The organism is Ruegeria sp. YTSA144, from assembly GCF_059610125.1.
In genome coordinates this window covers 629,186-643,198 of sequence record NZ_JBXWNA010000001.1, presented here as the reverse complement: position 1 = coordinate 643,198, position 14,013 = coordinate 629,186, and the positions used below count along the sequence as shown (strand labels likewise).

Below are 14,013 nucleotides of genomic sequence, written 5' to 3'. Positions count from 1 at the left end.
CAACTTCTTCATTGCCGCAGGGGCAAAACTTTGCTTCGCTAGTTTCGAACAAATCGAAACAATGGTTGGTTGCCGTGTCCAAATCTCTGAGTCTTCGATGGCTGGAAGTGTTTCAGCTGATCGCCAAATCCGGATCGATTCAGCAGGTCGCATCAGAAACAGATTTGTCGATCAGCACGGTTTCGAACCACCTGCGCAGCCTTGAACGCGCGTTGGGGATTGATTTGGTCGACCATGGGCGCCGCCCCATGGGCCTGACGCCGGCGGGCGAGGTATTTGCCCGCTATGTGCGTGATGGTCTGACTGTGCTGAAGCGTGGTGAGGCCGAAATTCGAACGGGAAACTGGCAGCATGCGACGGACTTGCGACTGGCTTTGGTCGATGATTTTGACAATCAGATCGCGCCCGATCTTGTTCGTTTTCTGGCACAGGCTCTGCCACGGTGCAATTTCCGCCATTTCACGCGTCCCAGCCACGAAATTCTTGCAAAACTCCAGGAACACAAGCTTGACGTGGGCGTCGCCACGCGACCGCTGGGTCGCACCGAAGGGCTGATCGAATACCCGCTGATGAGAGACCCCTTCATCGTCGTGGTTCCCAACAAGTTTGAAGGGTCTCCGGATGAGCTGTTCAACCCGGATGCCGAATTACCGTTGTTGAGGTATTCGCGCGACTATGTGATCGGCAAGCAGATCGAAACTCAACTGGCCCGGAGCAAATACAGCCTGCCCAACCGGTTTGAGCTGGAGTGCAATCAATCCATCATCGGCCTGGTTGCGCAGGGCAGCGGCTGGGCAATCACGACCGCCGCGTGCTTTCACCGAACGCAGAGGTTTCACAACAGCGTAAAGGCCATGCCATTTCCCGGCAGCAACTTCGTTCGCACAGTGTCGCTGTTTACAACCGAAGTATATCCGGCAACGACGTCGGTTCTGATCCAGAAGGCCATGAGCAAGTTGATACGTCAGCATTTCACAAGACCGATGTGTGCCCGGCACAATTGGCTGAAGAATGAGTTCCGCACCATGGAGATAGATAGCGTCTAGCCCAATCTGACCGGGTTGCCGAACGACTTGTGGCTGAGGGCGGATGCTCGCTGGGCTTTGAATGGACATGCCATGTTGGTGCTTGGGGAAACCGGACCGACATTCGAATTGCGGTCTGCGCTGGTCCGGGTTCTTTTTGACAAGGTGGCGAATTCGTCTCGCCTCGGGCTCAATGCGCTTCTAGTCTCTGAACAACAGGCAATCACGTTAACAGGAAGCCAAATGAGCTGGATCAGAACCATCCCATTCGAGCAGGCCACGGGCAGGCTGAAGAAACTCTATGACCGCGTCACGGGCCCGGACAACAATGTGGACAATATCATGATGGCGCATTCGTTGCGTCCGCATTCGATGGAAGGGCACATGGCGATCTACAAGGCGGTGCTGCATCACTCGGGCAACAAGATACCGAAATGGTTTCTCGAGGTGCTGGGCGTGTGGGTCAGCTCGCTGAACCGATGCGGATATTGCGTCGAACACCATTTCGCAGGGTTGCAGCGGTTGCTGGGCGATGAAGAACGGGGAAATGCGATCCGGGCGGCGATCGAAGCGCGCGATCCGGCGGCTGCGCCATTGGATGCAGCGCAGGTGGCGGCCATGACCTATGCACGCAAGCTGACCGAGGATCCGGGCAATCTGGTCGAAGCGGATGTGATCGCTCTGCGTGACGCGGGGTGGGACGATGGAGAAATCCTCGAGATCAATCAGGTCTGTTCCTACTTTTCGTATGCGAACCGGACAGTTCTGGGGCTGGGATGTTCGACGGAAGGCGACGAATTGGGTCTGTCGCCCAACAACTCGGACAACCCTGACGATTGGGGGCATCGATAAAGCCTGAAGCAAGGGGTATCGGCAGATCCGGTGCGCTATACGGGCGCCAGATTTGGCCATGTTGACCGAGGGCGGTTCAAAAAGATGTCATTGAGGATTCAGGCAAGGTCCGCTTGGGCACAGCTTGAAAAACGGCGTTTGCATCGGAACCTCGGATCCGGTTTGGAATTTATGGGTTTTTGAGGCATCAATTTGACCCCAATCAAAGCGCATCCTTGGCCTTTCTGCTAGCTCACTTTCGGGACAACAGAAAAGGAAAAATTTATGGATGCCATTGCTCGGGTCAAAGTAGATTCAACTCAGACCAAGACTGGGCCGACCCCGGTTGCAGAGGTCGCAGAGCCCAGCCCGGAAAAGATCCGGCAGGCGTTTGAAAGCGGCAAGTACCCTTACGGCCGCAAGATGGCGCGGTCGGTGTACGAAGAACAGAAGGCCAAGCTTCAGGCAGAGTTGCTGAAGGTTCAGCTGTGGGCGCAGGAAACCGGGCAGCGTTTCGTTCTGCTGTTCGAAGGGCGCGATGCTGCTGGCAAGGGCGGTACGATAAAGCGGTTCATGGAGCACCTCAATCCGCGTCAGGCCCGGGTCGTGGCCTTGAATAAACCCACTTGGGAAGAAAAGGGGCAATGGTATTATCAGCGCTATATTCAGGAACTGCCTACAGTTGGCGAAATGGTGTTCTATGACCGGTCCTGGTACAACCGCGCGGGTGTCGAGCGGGTGATGGGCTTCTGCTCTCCCAATGAATATCTAGAGTTCATGCGGCAGACGCCGGAGTTAGAGCGGATGCTGGTGCGGTCGGGCATCCAGCTTTACAAATACTGGTTCTCGGTCACGCAGGAAGAACAGCAGCGTCGTTTCAAAAGTCGCGAGACGGATCCTCTGAAACAGTGGAAATTGTCACCGATTGACAAGGCCAGCCTCAGCAAGTGGGACGATTACACCGAAGCAAAAGAGGCCATGTTCTTTTACACCGATACCGCGGACGCGCCGTGGACGATCATCAAATCGAATGACAAGAAACGCGCGCGCCTGAATTGCATGCGCCATTTCCTGTCGACGCTGGACTATCCGGGCAAGGATCACGACATTGTGGGTGAACCCGATCCGTTGATCGTGGGGCAGGCGCATCACGTCATCCACCGGTCCGAGCATATTTTGGGTACAGCATTGCACCCGGACGCCCGTTAACCGCCACGGTGCCTGCTCTTGTCGTGTGAGCAGGCACCGGAGTCTCATATTGAAATTTTAGTGATCTTCTCTTGTCCCGCGCCAAGCCCGCGCATATGGCTGGTGCAATGACAAAAGTGATGACATATCCGGCCCACTTTCGGGCGATTGCCGTGCTTGGCCTGCCGTTGGTCGGTGGCCACCTGGCGCAGTTTGCCATTGGCCTGACCGACACTATCATGCTGGGCTGGTACGGGGTCGAGGCGCTGGCAGCCGTTACCTTGGCCAGCAGCTATTACTTCGTTTTGTTTTTGTTTGGCGCGGGGTTCGGCTGGGCCGTCATGCCGATGGTTGCCACTGCGGCGGCAGAAGGGGACGAAACCAGCATTCGCCGCTCGACCCGCATGGGGCTGTGGTTGTCGCTGCTGTATGCTGCGGTGGTCATGCCGTTGTTGTGGTGGTCCTATCCGATCCTGATCGCCATGAAACAAGAGCCGCATATCGCTGAAACCGCGTCGGAATATCTGCGCATTGCTGGTTGGGGGTTGTTTCCGGCGCTCATCGTGATGGTGTTGAAATCCTACCTTGCGGCTCTGGAGCGAACTCAGATCGTGCTTTGGATCACGGTTGCGGCGGCGGTTGTGAACGGGTTTACCAACTATGCGCTGATCTTTGGCAACTGGGGCGCCCCTGAGCTGGGCGTGATGGGCGCAGCGATCGCGTCGATCGCGACGCAGGTCGTTTCGCTGGTCGCGGTTGTCGTCTATGTGGTTCGGACCTTGCCGGAACACAGCCTCTTTCAGCGCTTCTGGCGCCCGGATTGGGAAATGTTCATCAGCGTGTGGAAACTGGGCGTTCCCATTGGTCTGACCACCCTGGCCGAGGTGTCGCTGTTTGCAACATCAGCCGTGATGATGGGCTGGCTGGGTCAGGTCCCGCTGGCCGCGCACGGAATCGCCCTGAATCTGGCGTCGGCCACCTTCATGGTACATCTGGGGCTGTCCAATGCGGCCACCATCCGGGCCGGCAACGCGTTGGGCCGCCGGGACAAGGCGCACCTGGAGAAAGGTGCGATTGCCGTGACGGGCATGTCGCTGGTCATGTCCGTCGTGACCGTCATCCTGTTCCTGACATATGCCGAGCCGCTGATTTCCCTGTTTATGGAGGCCGATGATCCGCAGCGCGGACAAATCCTGGCTATCGGGACCGGATTACTGGCCATGGCTGCCCTGTTCCAACTGGTCGACGGGGCGCAGGTGATTGCGCTGGGTCTGCTGCGCGGGTTGCAGGATGCCAAGATTCCCATGGTTATGGCGGCGCTCAGCTATTGGGTCGTGGGAATCCCGGCGTCGTATTATTTCGGCTTCGTCCGTCAGATGGACGGCATCGGTGTCTGGCTGGGATTGGTGCTTGGTCTGGCCTTCGCGGCGGTGTTGCTGATGGCCCGGTTCTGGATGCATTCGGTGCGGCAGATGCAGGCACCGGCGGAACCGGCCTAGTCTTTGCTCAACCGGTCGGCCTTTTTCCGAACCAGAACCGTGCGCAGATCGTGCATCGCCATCAGCAACCTGTCGGTCACATCCTCAAGCTGTTCGTCGCTTGCCTTGGACTGCGCCCATTGCGTTGTCAGGTTCAGATAGTCGACAGCGCGGTGAATATCGTCAATGTCGCGCTGGGCCAGTACGGCCCGGCGCTCTTGCATCCATTGGGCGATCTCGGCCTGATCCCTTTCGGACAACGTCCGTTGCCCGTGCGGCTTGACCTCGCCGTTGCGGATGTTGACGACGGCAATCTGATCCATCTCGATCCGGCGTTGGCGGTTTTCCGTATCGATCCGAAACACGGCAGCCCCGTTTTCACGGATGCGAAAGTAGTATTCGGGAAGGTCGGCAGACATGTTCACCTCAGAGATGCACAAAAGCGCTGTATTCGACCGCAGGCTTCGGTCAGGGCTGCATCGGACGTAGCATAGCTGACCCGGAAGTTGGGTGACAGGCCAAAGGCCGCGCCAAACACGACGGCGACATCCGCCTCTTCCAACAGGGCCGTGGCAAAGGCTTCATCGTTTTCGATGACGGTTCCCGCGGGTGTTGTTTTGCCAATCAGCCCGGCGATCGAAGGGTAGACATAAAACGCGCCCTCAGGTGTCGGGCAGGTTACACCGTCAATCTCGTTCAACATGCGCACCACCAGATCACGGCGGCGTTTGAACGTTTCATTGTTCGGGGCCAGAAAATCCTGTGTTCCGTTCAGCGCTTCTACCGCCGCCCACTGGCTGATCGAGCAGGGGTTCGAAGTGGATTGCGACTGGATCTTGCGCATCGCCGAGATGAGTTCGACCGGACCGGCCGCATAACCGATGCGCCAGCCTGTCATGGCATAGGCCTTCGAAACACCGTTGCAGGTGAGCGTCCTGTCATACAGACCGGGTTCCACCTCGGCTGGCGTGCAGAATTCAAAGCCGTCATAGGCCAGGTGTTCGTACATGTCGTCCGACATGATCCAGACATGCGGATGGCGCATCAGAACATCGGTGAGGGCCTTGAGCTCATCCCGGCTGTACCCTGCGCCTGTCGGGTTGGAAGGCGAGTTGAAGATGAACCATTTCGTCCTGGGGGTGATTGCGGCTTCCAGTTGTTCTGCCGTCAGCTTGAAGCTGTTGGCCAGCGTCGTTTCAACAACAACCGGCGTTCCACCCGCCAGCAAAACCATGTCGGGGTAGCTTACCCAATAAGGCGCGGGGATGATCACCTCGTCACCGTCATTCATTGTTGCCATCAAGGCGTTGTACAGCGTCTGCTTGCCGCCCGTTCCAACTGAGATCTGCGCGGGCGTGTACTCAAGCCCGTGATCGCGCTTCATCTTGGCGCAAACCGCCTGCTTCAGTTCCGGAATGCCGTCTGGAGCAGTGTATTTTGTTTTACCCGCTGCAATCGCTGCAACAGCAGCGTCTTTGATGTTTTGGGGGGTGTCGAAATCCGGCTCACCCGCGCTCAGGCCGATGACGTCGCGCCCGGCGGCTTTCAACTCGGCGGCCTTGGCTGTCATAGCGATTGTGGGCGAGGGTTTGACGCGTGACAGTGTCGCAGACAGGAAACTCATGGATGGCCTCGGTTTGTATGTTCAACCCGACTGTCATAGGGTGCGTCGGAATGACGATCAAGCCGTATGGACACTGTGAATTGGAGACCCGAATGAATGATGAAAAAGACTGGTATGGACCGGACTCTGCGACATTCGGGGACCGTTTGGCAGGCGCTCGCGAAGCGGCCGGAATGACCCAGGCCGAGTTGGCGCGCCGCCTTGGTGTCAAGAAGACGACGATCGTCGATTGGGAAAACGATCTGTCCGAGCCGCGCGCGAACCGATTGTCGATGATGGCGGGGCTGGTCAATGTCTCGATCATGTGGCTGCTGACCGGCGAGGGGGACGGCATGGATGCCCCGGTGGAAGAGGGTGAAGGCGGTATGGAACTGTCAACCGCCGTGGCTGAACTACGCGCCATTCGGGGCGAGATGCGGGTTTGTGCCGAACGTGCGGCGCGGCTGGAAAAGAAAATGCGTCTGATGCTGGAGCAGAAGAATTGAGTGAACCCAGGGACGTACGCATCAAGCGAATGAAAATGCGATCCATGCGGCGCGGGATCAAAGAGATGGACATTATCCTGTCCGCTTATGCCGATCGCAACCTGGCCGATATGGATGCGGCCGGGCTTGATGTCTTTGACGCGCTGCTGCACGAAAACGATCAGGACCTCTATCAATGGGTCACAGGTCAGGTGCAGCCACCGGCGCAGTTTGCCAGTTTGATTTCAAACATCGCGCAGACCTTTCAGAAATAAGAAAAAACCGGCTTAACCGATTTTTCGGACTTTCAAGTCATCGTGTCTCAAACAGCACGACTGAATCGGAGGGTCGGATGAGTATGGAAATGCAGGTCTCCGGGCTGGAAGCCAAGGGGTTCATGACCAGCTATCTTGAGGCGCTGGCCCTGGTGGAACGGCTGCACCGGTTGCTGCTGGACGTCATCAAGGATGAATTCGAGCGCGTTGGCGTGCTGGAAATCAACGCGGTTCAGGCGCTGCTGCTGTTCAATATCGGCGATCACGAAGTGACGGCGGGTGAGCTGAAAAGCCGCGGCTACTATCAGGGCAGCAATGTCAGCTACAACCTCAAGAAACTGGTTGAGATGGGGTATATGCACCACCAGAGATGCGAGATAGACCGCCGCTCTGTTCGCGTGCGTCTGACACCAAGAGGCAGGGAAATCCGCAATATCGTGTCCGACCTGTTTGCGCGTCACGCCGAAGGATTGCAAAGCAGGGGCGTGTTGGAGTTGGAAGGTATCGAAGACATCACCACGTCGCTGCGCCGCGTGGAGCGGTATTGGACGGACCAGATCCGATACATCTACTGACCGGGGTTGTGCGTCGGGCAGAACCTAATCCGTCCTGCACTGATGCACAGGCCTGGCGGCCTTGTTCAAATGCCGGTCCAGAGAACTGGCCCGTAAAAGCAGCACTCAGGCGCGGATTTATTGCGGGTCTTCATCGAGCGCACCAATCTGCAAACCGCTCAATTCCCGTTTCAGCTTTTTCCGCATGGCCCGCTCGAAATCCTCGAACCCCTGAGCGACTTCCAAAAAGGCGCCAGGACCATGCAGGACATTGTTTTCAAAAAAGGGGATCAGAAAAAGTTCGCCTTCAAAATCCGCCGCGTTGATCACGAGGCCATTGACCACCACATTCTGAAAAGCGAAGTGCCGATAGGCTATCCGTGGTCCATAGCCATCATTGTTGGAACCATCTCCGGACAGGTCAATCGTTTGAAACAAGCACTGGGGTGCCTGGCTCATCAAGGTTGACCCGAACGCCAAGGCATGGCCCATGGCGGTTGCTGATCCTGTATCTGACCGAACAGAGGCACTTATCTGACCAGAGGCGAAAAGCAGATCGGAAACATCTTCGATCAGCAACCAATTCAAAATGATGTGCTGCGTGGAACGGCCGCTCCATTCGTAAACAGCCAAAGCAACCGGCATAGGAGAGGAAAAAAAGGCCTCCTGCACTTCGGGTGCGATCAGCGCAGCAGCCAAACCCTGCCGTTGCAGCAAGTCCTCGGCCTCATCGACCGAAACTGAAATGTCCATGGCCAGTGCAAGGGCCAGACGACACGGCTCGGCCTTGATCGGGCTGGCCAGCACGGCCAGCCCAAGTGTTATGACCCACCGGATCACCAGTGGCCAACGCTTTCCATGCTGGCCCAGGGTTCCTTCGGCTCCAGAGCATCGCCGTTTTGCAAAAGCTCGATCGAGATATTGTCGGGCGAGCGTACAAAGGCCATGCGACCGTCACGCGGAGGGCGATTGATCGTAACACCATTGTCCTGAAGGTGCTGGCAAACCTCGTAGATGTTGTCGACGCCGTAGGCGAGGTGACCGAAATGGCGGCTGTCGCTGGGAAGGCCGTCATCACCGTCCCAGTTGTAGGTCAGCTCGATCGGCGCATCCTCCTGCCCCGGAGGCGCCATGAAAATCAGTGAAAACCGCCCGGCTTCGCTGTCATAGCGGCGTGTTTCCTTCAGGCCCAGAAGCTTGTAAAACGCCATGGATTTTTCCAGATCCTTCACGCGGACCATGGTGTGAAGATATGTCAGCGCCATTTTGGTCATCCTTTTCGACTCAGTTTGCAAAGAGCTTAGCGCCCCGACCCAGTGTGTCGAGACCGCCGGGTCTGGCGAACTGAATTTTGCGTGGGTTGCGGCATATATCGCGGTTTCGATGTTGCGATTGGCGAGATATAGTAGGGGGCGACTCATTGCCAGAAAGGAAAACTTGATGCCGCTGTCCGCTGACCAACAGGCCGAGATCGAAGCGCAACGTGCCCAATCGCATCCCACTCGTCGCGTCGTTTCAGCGGGAATGGAAGATCACCTTTATACCGCGCATCAGGTTCTGGATCACGGATTTGTTCGCGTCATCGACTACATGGGCGATGACGCCGCTATCTGTCAGGCCGCACGTGTGTCTTACGGCAAAGGAACCAAATCGGTTCAGAATGACGAAGGTCTGATCCGGTATCTGATGCGGCACTGGCATTCGACCCCTTTTGAAATGTGCGAGGTCAAACTGCATGTGAAGCTGCCGGTCTTCGTGGCGCGGCAGTGGATTCGGCACCGTACGGCCAATGTGAATGAATACTCGGCACGGTATTCGATTCTGGATCGTGAGTTCTATATTCCCGCACCCGAACATGTGGCCGCCCAATCAGAGGTGAACAATCAAGGCCGTGGATCCGCCCTGGAAGGCGAAGAGGCCGCGCGTGTTCTGGACATCCTGAGGGCAGACAGCGCCCGGTGCTATGACAATTACGAGTCGATGATCAGCCAGGACGGGCAGCAGGGGCTGGCACGAGAATTGGCGCGGATGAACCTGCCCGCAAACATCTATACGCAGTGGTACTGGAAGGTCGATCTGCACAACCTGTTCCATTTTTTGCGCCTGCGCGCTGACCCTCATGCTCAATATGAGATCCGCGTTTACGCTGATACGATGTGCAAGATCGTCGCCGACTGGGTGCCCTTTGCCTACAAAGCATTCGAGGATTACCGTCTTGGGGCCGTCAACCTGTCCGCTCAGATGGTCGAAAGCCTGCGACGCATGCTGGCAGGTGAGGACGTCACGCAGGAAAGCTCGGGCATGACGGCTCGGGAGTGGCGTGAGTTCGAAGAGATCATTCGCAAATAGTATTCGAATTTGCCCGGCGCCAATGTGTTCGGATTGTCATGCCAAGCGGCCCATCGCTTGGGCAGTGTGTGGGGTTTTGCGACGTATGCATGATGACCTGAAATCGGAACGACAAGCGTCGCAACGTGCCAGCGTTGCCCCGAGCAACCAATGAAAGCCTGCTGAATCCGGCATGAGGGCCGGGCTGAGGGCTGGCCGCAGGAACCCGGGGTATCCGACACCATTGCAACGGATACACATCATTGACGTCGCGCAAATGAACCATCCGCGCGCGGGTAATGGAACAGGCCCGGTAGGGGGTGGTTGACGGCCGGAAATTGGCCGCCATCCTTAATGGATTAATCCCGCGATCAGCGGCGATGTCGTTACAACGGCTTCAATTCCGCAGCCATTTGTCGGCCGTCGCGTCCGTCCTGCAACTCGTACGAGACTTTCTGATTGTCTGCGAGTCCGGTGAGGCCGGACCGTTCTACGGCCGAGATATGTACAAACACATCTTTGCCCCCTTCATCAGGGGCAATAAAACCATAACCTTTAGTGGTATTGAACCATTTCACGGTGCCGGTTGGCATGTCCCGTGTCTCCTTCTACTTGCGCATTGTCCCACAAATTGGTGGGGGCTGTGGTCAGCGTCACCACAAAAACGACTGTTTGGCAGTTCCTGAACAGTCCAATTCGTGTGTTTCGCCTTTTTCAACATTGCACGGTGAAGTAAAAAATCAAGAATAACCGCCTGAAAGTGGCAAGTTTGCCCAAAATGCGATCAAATGCAGGAGCAGAAAAAACATGCGCCTTTACGGACTGAAAACTTGTGACACCTGTCGCAAGGCATTGAAAACGTTGCCAGACGCAGAGTTCGTGGATGTCCGCAGCGAAGGTGTGCCGAATGCTGTGCTGTCGCAGGCTCTTGCCACCTTCGGCGACGCTTTGCTCAACACCAGGTCCACAACATGGCGCGGATTGGATGACAACCAGCGCGCGAAAGCACCTTTGGAACTGTTGAAAGAGCATCCCACCCTGATGAAGCGCCCGTTGATCGAGAAAGATGGAGAGCTGTTTCTTGGCTGGACCGCGGAAACACGCATGCAGCTTGGTATTTCTTAAGAAATGCTTATGTGCCTGCAAGCAACAGTGAGGACCTTCAATGCGTAATGCCGCCATGATCCTGGGCGTGATTGCCGGGCTGATCGGGATGATCGTCGGGTTTTTCGGATATGCGAAAGTGGTCGTGATCGATCACGTCGGCGAGATAGACGGCGTTCTGAGGCAGGTAGACAACCCTGATCTGATTCAGGCCGTGTCGATCATCGCGCCTTTGTTGGCTATTGTCGGGGGGGCGATGGCGCCCGCGCGCGCCCTTGTTGCCGGGATCCTGCTGCTGATTTCAGCGGGGGCGATGTATTATGCATTCGGATTTGGTGTCTTCACCATGTTCCCGATCGCATTTGCCGGGGTTGCCGGGGTGCTTGGGCTGGCGGCGGGTAAACCGGACCAGCCCAAAGCGCATTTCTAGGTCATTTCAGACGCAGAATCCGATCAAGTGAGATGGGCCCCGCACCGTTGATCACGATCACCAGCATCAGGAACGTCCACATCGTGCGCTGATCCATAATGGATGGCGCTGCGTCGAACAGGCTGCCCAGTTTCACGCCATGGCCAGTAACATCGACCAGAGTCTGCACCCAGATGAAACCAATCATGCCCAAGGCCGCCAGGCGGGTGAACAGACCGACAAGCAGCAGCGCAGGAAGGACGAATTCTGCAACCGTGCCCAAGAAAATGACGATACGTTGGAAGAACGTCATTTGGGATACGTCGTAAAGGACGGCTTCGGCGGCTTTGGGGAAAATCTGACCGAAGGCACCTGCCGAAGGTGAAAAGATCGAACCGTCGATCTTCAGCATCGCCGAGTTCCAGTAATAGACCAGAAGGACAGCGACAAAGACCAGCCGCGCCAGCGTCGGTGTAAGCCAGTTGGACGCAAGGTCCACCTTTCCCAGAACGTTGTTGTGAAGTGAGATCAGGGCAGTCATGTCTCCAGCCTTTCGATAGTCACAGAAGTTATTGCACCGCCCTGCAAAAGCAGTGCCAGAGTGGTTCCAAGGTCAAATTCAGGTTGCTCCGCCGCTGTTTTCTCAAACGCTTCGTCGATCATGTCGCCACCTTGCATATAGGCGATCCAATCGGCGCCGCCGGTGGGCAGCAATTGGGCAACCGGGTCGAATTCCGGGCGTGTGATCAATACATCCTCGGCTTGGGCAACCGGTTTCGGCGCGTCGGATTCGGTGTTGAAGCGCCAGATCGCGTGAATGGGCCAATCCGAGCGCACCACCCGCATGGCCGGGGCAAAACGCAGCCGGGCCCGCATGACCTGTTCGGGGTCTGCGGCCAGTGCGTCTGCCGGGGCGGGTTGGCTGTCGGCGGCGTGGTACGACTTGCGCAACGCAAGTTCCAGCCGCGCCACATCCGGCAGGTACCCAAGATGCGAAAGCTGCTGCATTCCAGCCAGAAAATCGGGAAAGGCTTCACCATAGAACATCATCAGAGGTGATGATGGCGGGTGCTGGCGCAGAAATATCCCGGCCAGCCCATCCATGTTCTGCGGCCCCAGCAACTTGGTGATGACTGGAAACGCCTGATGCATCGCCTCGGTCAAGGACACGGCGATATTGTTGCGATAGACGCTGAACCGACGACCTGCTGGCTGCGCCTCGGCGTCCAGCAAACCTTCGGGGACAGGGGCTGACGCATCCATCATGGCTGCGCGAAACTCGGATTGCGAAACGCTCATGCCGGGATCCGTTCCAGGGCGGTCTGCGCGCGAACGGCCTCTTCTCGCAAAACGGGCCAGTCGGGGACGTCGGTGTCCCATTCGACCAGGACGGGTTTCGGCCCCGTGCGTTCCAGCACGTAATCCAACAGCGCCCAAACCGGGTCGACCACTTCACGCCCGTGGCTGTCGATCAGCAGCGGATGGCCATGATCGTCTTCATCTTCGTCATGGCCGCCAAGGTGAATTTCCCCCACTTTTTCAAGTGGGTAGGCATCGATGTAACCCTGAGGAGAGAAATCCAGATTGGTGGCAGAGACAAAGACGTTGTTGACATCCAGCAACAAGCCACATCCGGTACGACGTGCAATTTCGCGCAGGAAGTCGGGCTCGGACCAGGTGCTTTCCTCAAAAGCCAAATAGCTTGAGGGGTTTTCCAACAGCATCTGCCGTCCGACGGTGTCCTGAACCTGATCGATATGATCGCAAACGCGTGTCAGTGTTGCGTCGGTATAGGGCAGGGGCAGCAGGTCGTTGTAGAAATGGGTGTCATGGGTGGACCAGGCCAGGTGTTCGGAAAAGCTGGCGGGGTTCAGCCAGCCTACCAGATGTTTCAGCCGGGCCAGGTGATCAGGGTCCAGCGCGCCTTCGCCGCCGATGGACAGGCCAACGCCATGGACCGAGATCGGGAATTGTTCGGAAAGATGGCGCAGCTGCGCCAGAGGCCGCCCGCCATCGCCCATATAGTTCTCCGCATGAATTTCCAGCCATGCGACGGGTTGCGCGTGTTCAAGTATCTGAGCGAAGTGTTGCGGCTTGTAACCTACGCCCGGAGCTGCGGGCAGGCGGTTCGACCTGTGGGCATCATCCAACATGGGCCAGTTCCTTGATCACGAAAGGGAAGGGGCGGGCGATGGTGCCCGCCCCCTGAATTCGTCAGGCCGTTCTTATGCCGGCAGGTCGCGATCCTGAGCTTCCAGCGAGCCTTTGCGCGGGGTGCCGTCTGCCTGTGCGGGCAGTTCGATATCCGCGCAGGTGCCTGCATCGACCAGGGTCCATGCGTTGCCCTGATAATCAACGGTCGAGGTGCCCGCGCAGGTGGTGCCGGGGCCAGCGGCGCAGTCGTTCTGACCGGCCAGCGATACGCCATAGCATTTTTCTTTTGCCTGAGCGGATGCAGTGGTTGCGGCGCCCGATACGGCGGCTGCGACTGCGGTTGCGATAACCAGGGACTTGGCTGTGTTCGACATCTCGGTAATCCTCTTGATGACTGGGTATGTCTGCTTGTGACAATGACAAAGGTAGTAGCTTGGTGGACAGAGTTGAATTCACGAGCCCGTGTCTCACAAGCACGTCAGGGGGCGGCGTGTCCTCTTGCAGCGTAATGCATTGTTTTTGATGAAGAAAGGGGGGAATGTTTCAATCTGGCCCCAAATTGGGGGCCAGATTTCTTGC

At 57.2% G+C, this 14,013-nt stretch carries 19 protein-coding genes; 10 read left to right on the top strand and 9 right to left on the bottom strand.

Going from position 1 to position 14,013, the window contains the following annotated elements; genetic code table 11:
* The first annotated feature begins 74 nt into the window (after positions 1-74).
* The 4 genes from AC2FF8_RS03310 (at position 75) to AC2FF8_RS03295 (ending at position 4,543) form a co-directional block, all read left to right on the top strand.
* On the top strand, positions 75-1,046 hold the full coding sequence (locus AC2FF8_RS03310) for a LysR family transcriptional regulator (protein WP_170343825.1): 972 nt from the start codon (positions 75-77) through the stop codon (positions 1,044-1,046).
* 222 nt (positions 1,047-1,268) lie between these two features.
* A complete protein-coding gene (locus AC2FF8_RS03305; protein ID WP_496878903.1) occupies positions 1,269-1,877 on the top strand; it encodes a carboxymuconolactone decarboxylase family protein in 609 nt (202 codons plus the stop codon).
* 264 nt (positions 1,878-2,141) lie between these two features.
* The gene (gene ppk2, locus AC2FF8_RS03300; protein WP_170343828.1) at positions 2,142-3,065 is read left to right on the top strand and encodes a polyphosphate kinase 2; all 924 of its coding nucleotides are present in this window, start codon (positions 2,142-2,144) and stop codon (positions 3,063-3,065) included.
* 119 nt (positions 3,066-3,184) lie between these two features.
* Positions 3,185-4,543, top strand: coding sequence for an MATE family efflux transporter (locus AC2FF8_RS03295; protein ID WP_496878902.1), 1,359 nt, complete (start codon positions 3,185-3,187; stop codon positions 4,541-4,543).
* Here AC2FF8_RS03295 and AC2FF8_RS03290 read toward each other — a convergent pair.
* Entirely contained in the window at positions 4,540-4,941 is a 402-nt protein-coding gene (locus AC2FF8_RS03290; protein WP_257599005.1) for a hypothetical protein, read from the bottom strand. The genes AC2FF8_RS03295 and AC2FF8_RS03290 overlap by 4 nt on opposite strands.
* A gap of 2 nt (positions 4,942-4,943) precedes the next feature.
* Positions 4,944-6,146, bottom strand: a complete 1,203-nt coding sequence (locus tag AC2FF8_RS03285) for a pyridoxal phosphate-dependent aminotransferase (protein WP_425078509.1) — start codon at positions 6,144-6,146, stop codon at positions 4,944-4,946.
* A 92-nt stretch (positions 6,147-6,238) separates the two neighbouring features.
* Between AC2FF8_RS03285 and AC2FF8_RS03280 the strand changes: the two genes are divergently transcribed.
* From AC2FF8_RS03280 to AC2FF8_RS03270, 3 genes are all read left to right on the top strand, one after another.
* On the top strand, positions 6,239-6,631 hold the full coding sequence (locus tag AC2FF8_RS03280; protein ID WP_170343832.1) for a helix-turn-helix domain-containing protein: 393 nt from the start codon (positions 6,239-6,241) through the stop codon (positions 6,629-6,631).
* A 29-nt stretch (positions 6,632-6,660) separates the two neighbouring features.
* Positions 6,661-6,885: a succinate dehydrogenase assembly factor 2 gene (locus tag AC2FF8_RS03275; protein ID WP_170344713.1), complete on the top strand. Its 225-nt coding sequence runs from the start codon at positions 6,661-6,663 to the stop codon at positions 6,883-6,885.
* Positions 6,886-6,962: 77 nt separating this feature from the next.
* The gene (locus AC2FF8_RS03270; protein WP_371807722.1) at positions 6,963-7,460 is read left to right on the top strand and encodes a MarR family winged helix-turn-helix transcriptional regulator; all 498 of its coding nucleotides are present in this window, start codon (positions 6,963-6,965) and stop codon (positions 7,458-7,460) included.
* Between the two features lie 117 nt (positions 7,461-7,577).
* Here the strand turns inward: AC2FF8_RS03270 and AC2FF8_RS03265 are convergent, their stop codons facing one another.
* Together AC2FF8_RS03265 and AC2FF8_RS03260 are read right to left on the bottom strand one after the other, a co-directional pair.
* Entirely contained in the window at positions 7,578-8,279 is a 702-nt protein-coding gene (locus AC2FF8_RS03265) for a DUF1194 domain-containing protein (RefSeq protein WP_496878901.1), read from the bottom strand.
* Positions 8,276-8,704: a VOC family protein gene (locus AC2FF8_RS03260; RefSeq protein WP_170343834.1), complete on the bottom strand. Its 429-nt coding sequence runs from the start codon at positions 8,702-8,704 to the stop codon at positions 8,276-8,278. Before AC2FF8_RS03260 ends, AC2FF8_RS03265 begins: the two co-directional genes overlap by 4 nt.
* Before the next feature lie 175 nt (positions 8,705-8,879).
* On the opposite strand from AC2FF8_RS03260, the gene thyX reads away from it, so the two are divergent.
* The gene (thyX, locus tag AC2FF8_RS03255) at positions 8,880-9,788 is read left to right on the top strand and encodes an FAD-dependent thymidylate synthase (RefSeq protein ID WP_170343835.1); all 909 of its coding nucleotides are present in this window, start codon (positions 8,880-8,882) and stop codon (positions 9,786-9,788) included.
* A 365-nt stretch (positions 9,789-10,153) separates the two neighbouring features.
* On the opposite strand, the gene AC2FF8_RS03250 is transcribed toward thyX, so the two are convergent.
* Positions 10,154-10,360 (bottom strand): cold-shock protein, encoded by a 207-nt coding sequence (locus AC2FF8_RS03250; protein ID WP_152458488.1) that lies wholly within the window; start codon positions 10,358-10,360, stop codon positions 10,154-10,156.
* Between the two features lie 214 nt (positions 10,361-10,574).
* Between AC2FF8_RS03250 and AC2FF8_RS03245 the strand changes: the two genes are divergently transcribed.
* Together AC2FF8_RS03245 and AC2FF8_RS03240 are read left to right on the top strand one after the other, a co-directional pair.
* A complete protein-coding gene (locus AC2FF8_RS03245) occupies positions 10,575-10,892 on the top strand; it encodes an ArsC/Spx/MgsR family protein (protein ID WP_257599003.1) in 318 nt (105 codons plus the stop codon).
* A gap of 40 nt (positions 10,893-10,932) precedes the next feature.
* The gene (locus tag AC2FF8_RS03240; protein ID WP_170343837.1) at positions 10,933-11,301 is read left to right on the top strand and encodes a hypothetical protein; all 369 of its coding nucleotides are present in this window, start codon (positions 10,933-10,935) and stop codon (positions 11,299-11,301) included.
* A 1-nt stretch (position 11,302) separates the two neighbouring features.
* Here AC2FF8_RS03240 and AC2FF8_RS03235 read toward each other — a convergent pair whose 3' ends face one another.
* The 4 genes from AC2FF8_RS03235 to AC2FF8_RS03220 all read right to left on the bottom strand — a co-directional run bounded on the left by AC2FF8_RS03235 (position 11,303) and on the right by AC2FF8_RS03220 (position 13,808).
* Entirely contained in the window at positions 11,303-11,821 is a 519-nt protein-coding gene (locus AC2FF8_RS03235) for a DoxX family protein (protein ID WP_170343838.1), read from the bottom strand.
* On the bottom strand, positions 11,818-12,579 hold the full coding sequence (locus AC2FF8_RS03230) for an HvfC/BufC family peptide modification chaperone (RefSeq protein ID WP_496878900.1): 762 nt from the start codon (positions 12,577-12,579) through the stop codon (positions 11,818-11,820). Before AC2FF8_RS03230 ends, AC2FF8_RS03235 begins: the two co-directional genes overlap by 4 nt.
* Positions 12,576-13,433: an MNIO family bufferin maturase gene (gene bufB, locus AC2FF8_RS03225; protein WP_171205527.1), complete on the bottom strand. Its 858-nt coding sequence runs from the start codon at positions 13,431-13,433 to the stop codon at positions 12,576-12,578. Before bufB ends, AC2FF8_RS03230 begins: the two co-directional genes overlap by 4 nt.
* Before the next feature lie 72 nt (positions 13,434-13,505).
* On the bottom strand, positions 13,506-13,808 hold the full coding sequence (locus AC2FF8_RS03220; RefSeq protein WP_170343841.1) for a BufA1 family periplasmic bufferin-type metallophore: 303 nt from the start codon (positions 13,806-13,808) through the stop codon (positions 13,506-13,508).
* Positions 13,809-14,013: the final 205 nt, after the last annotated feature.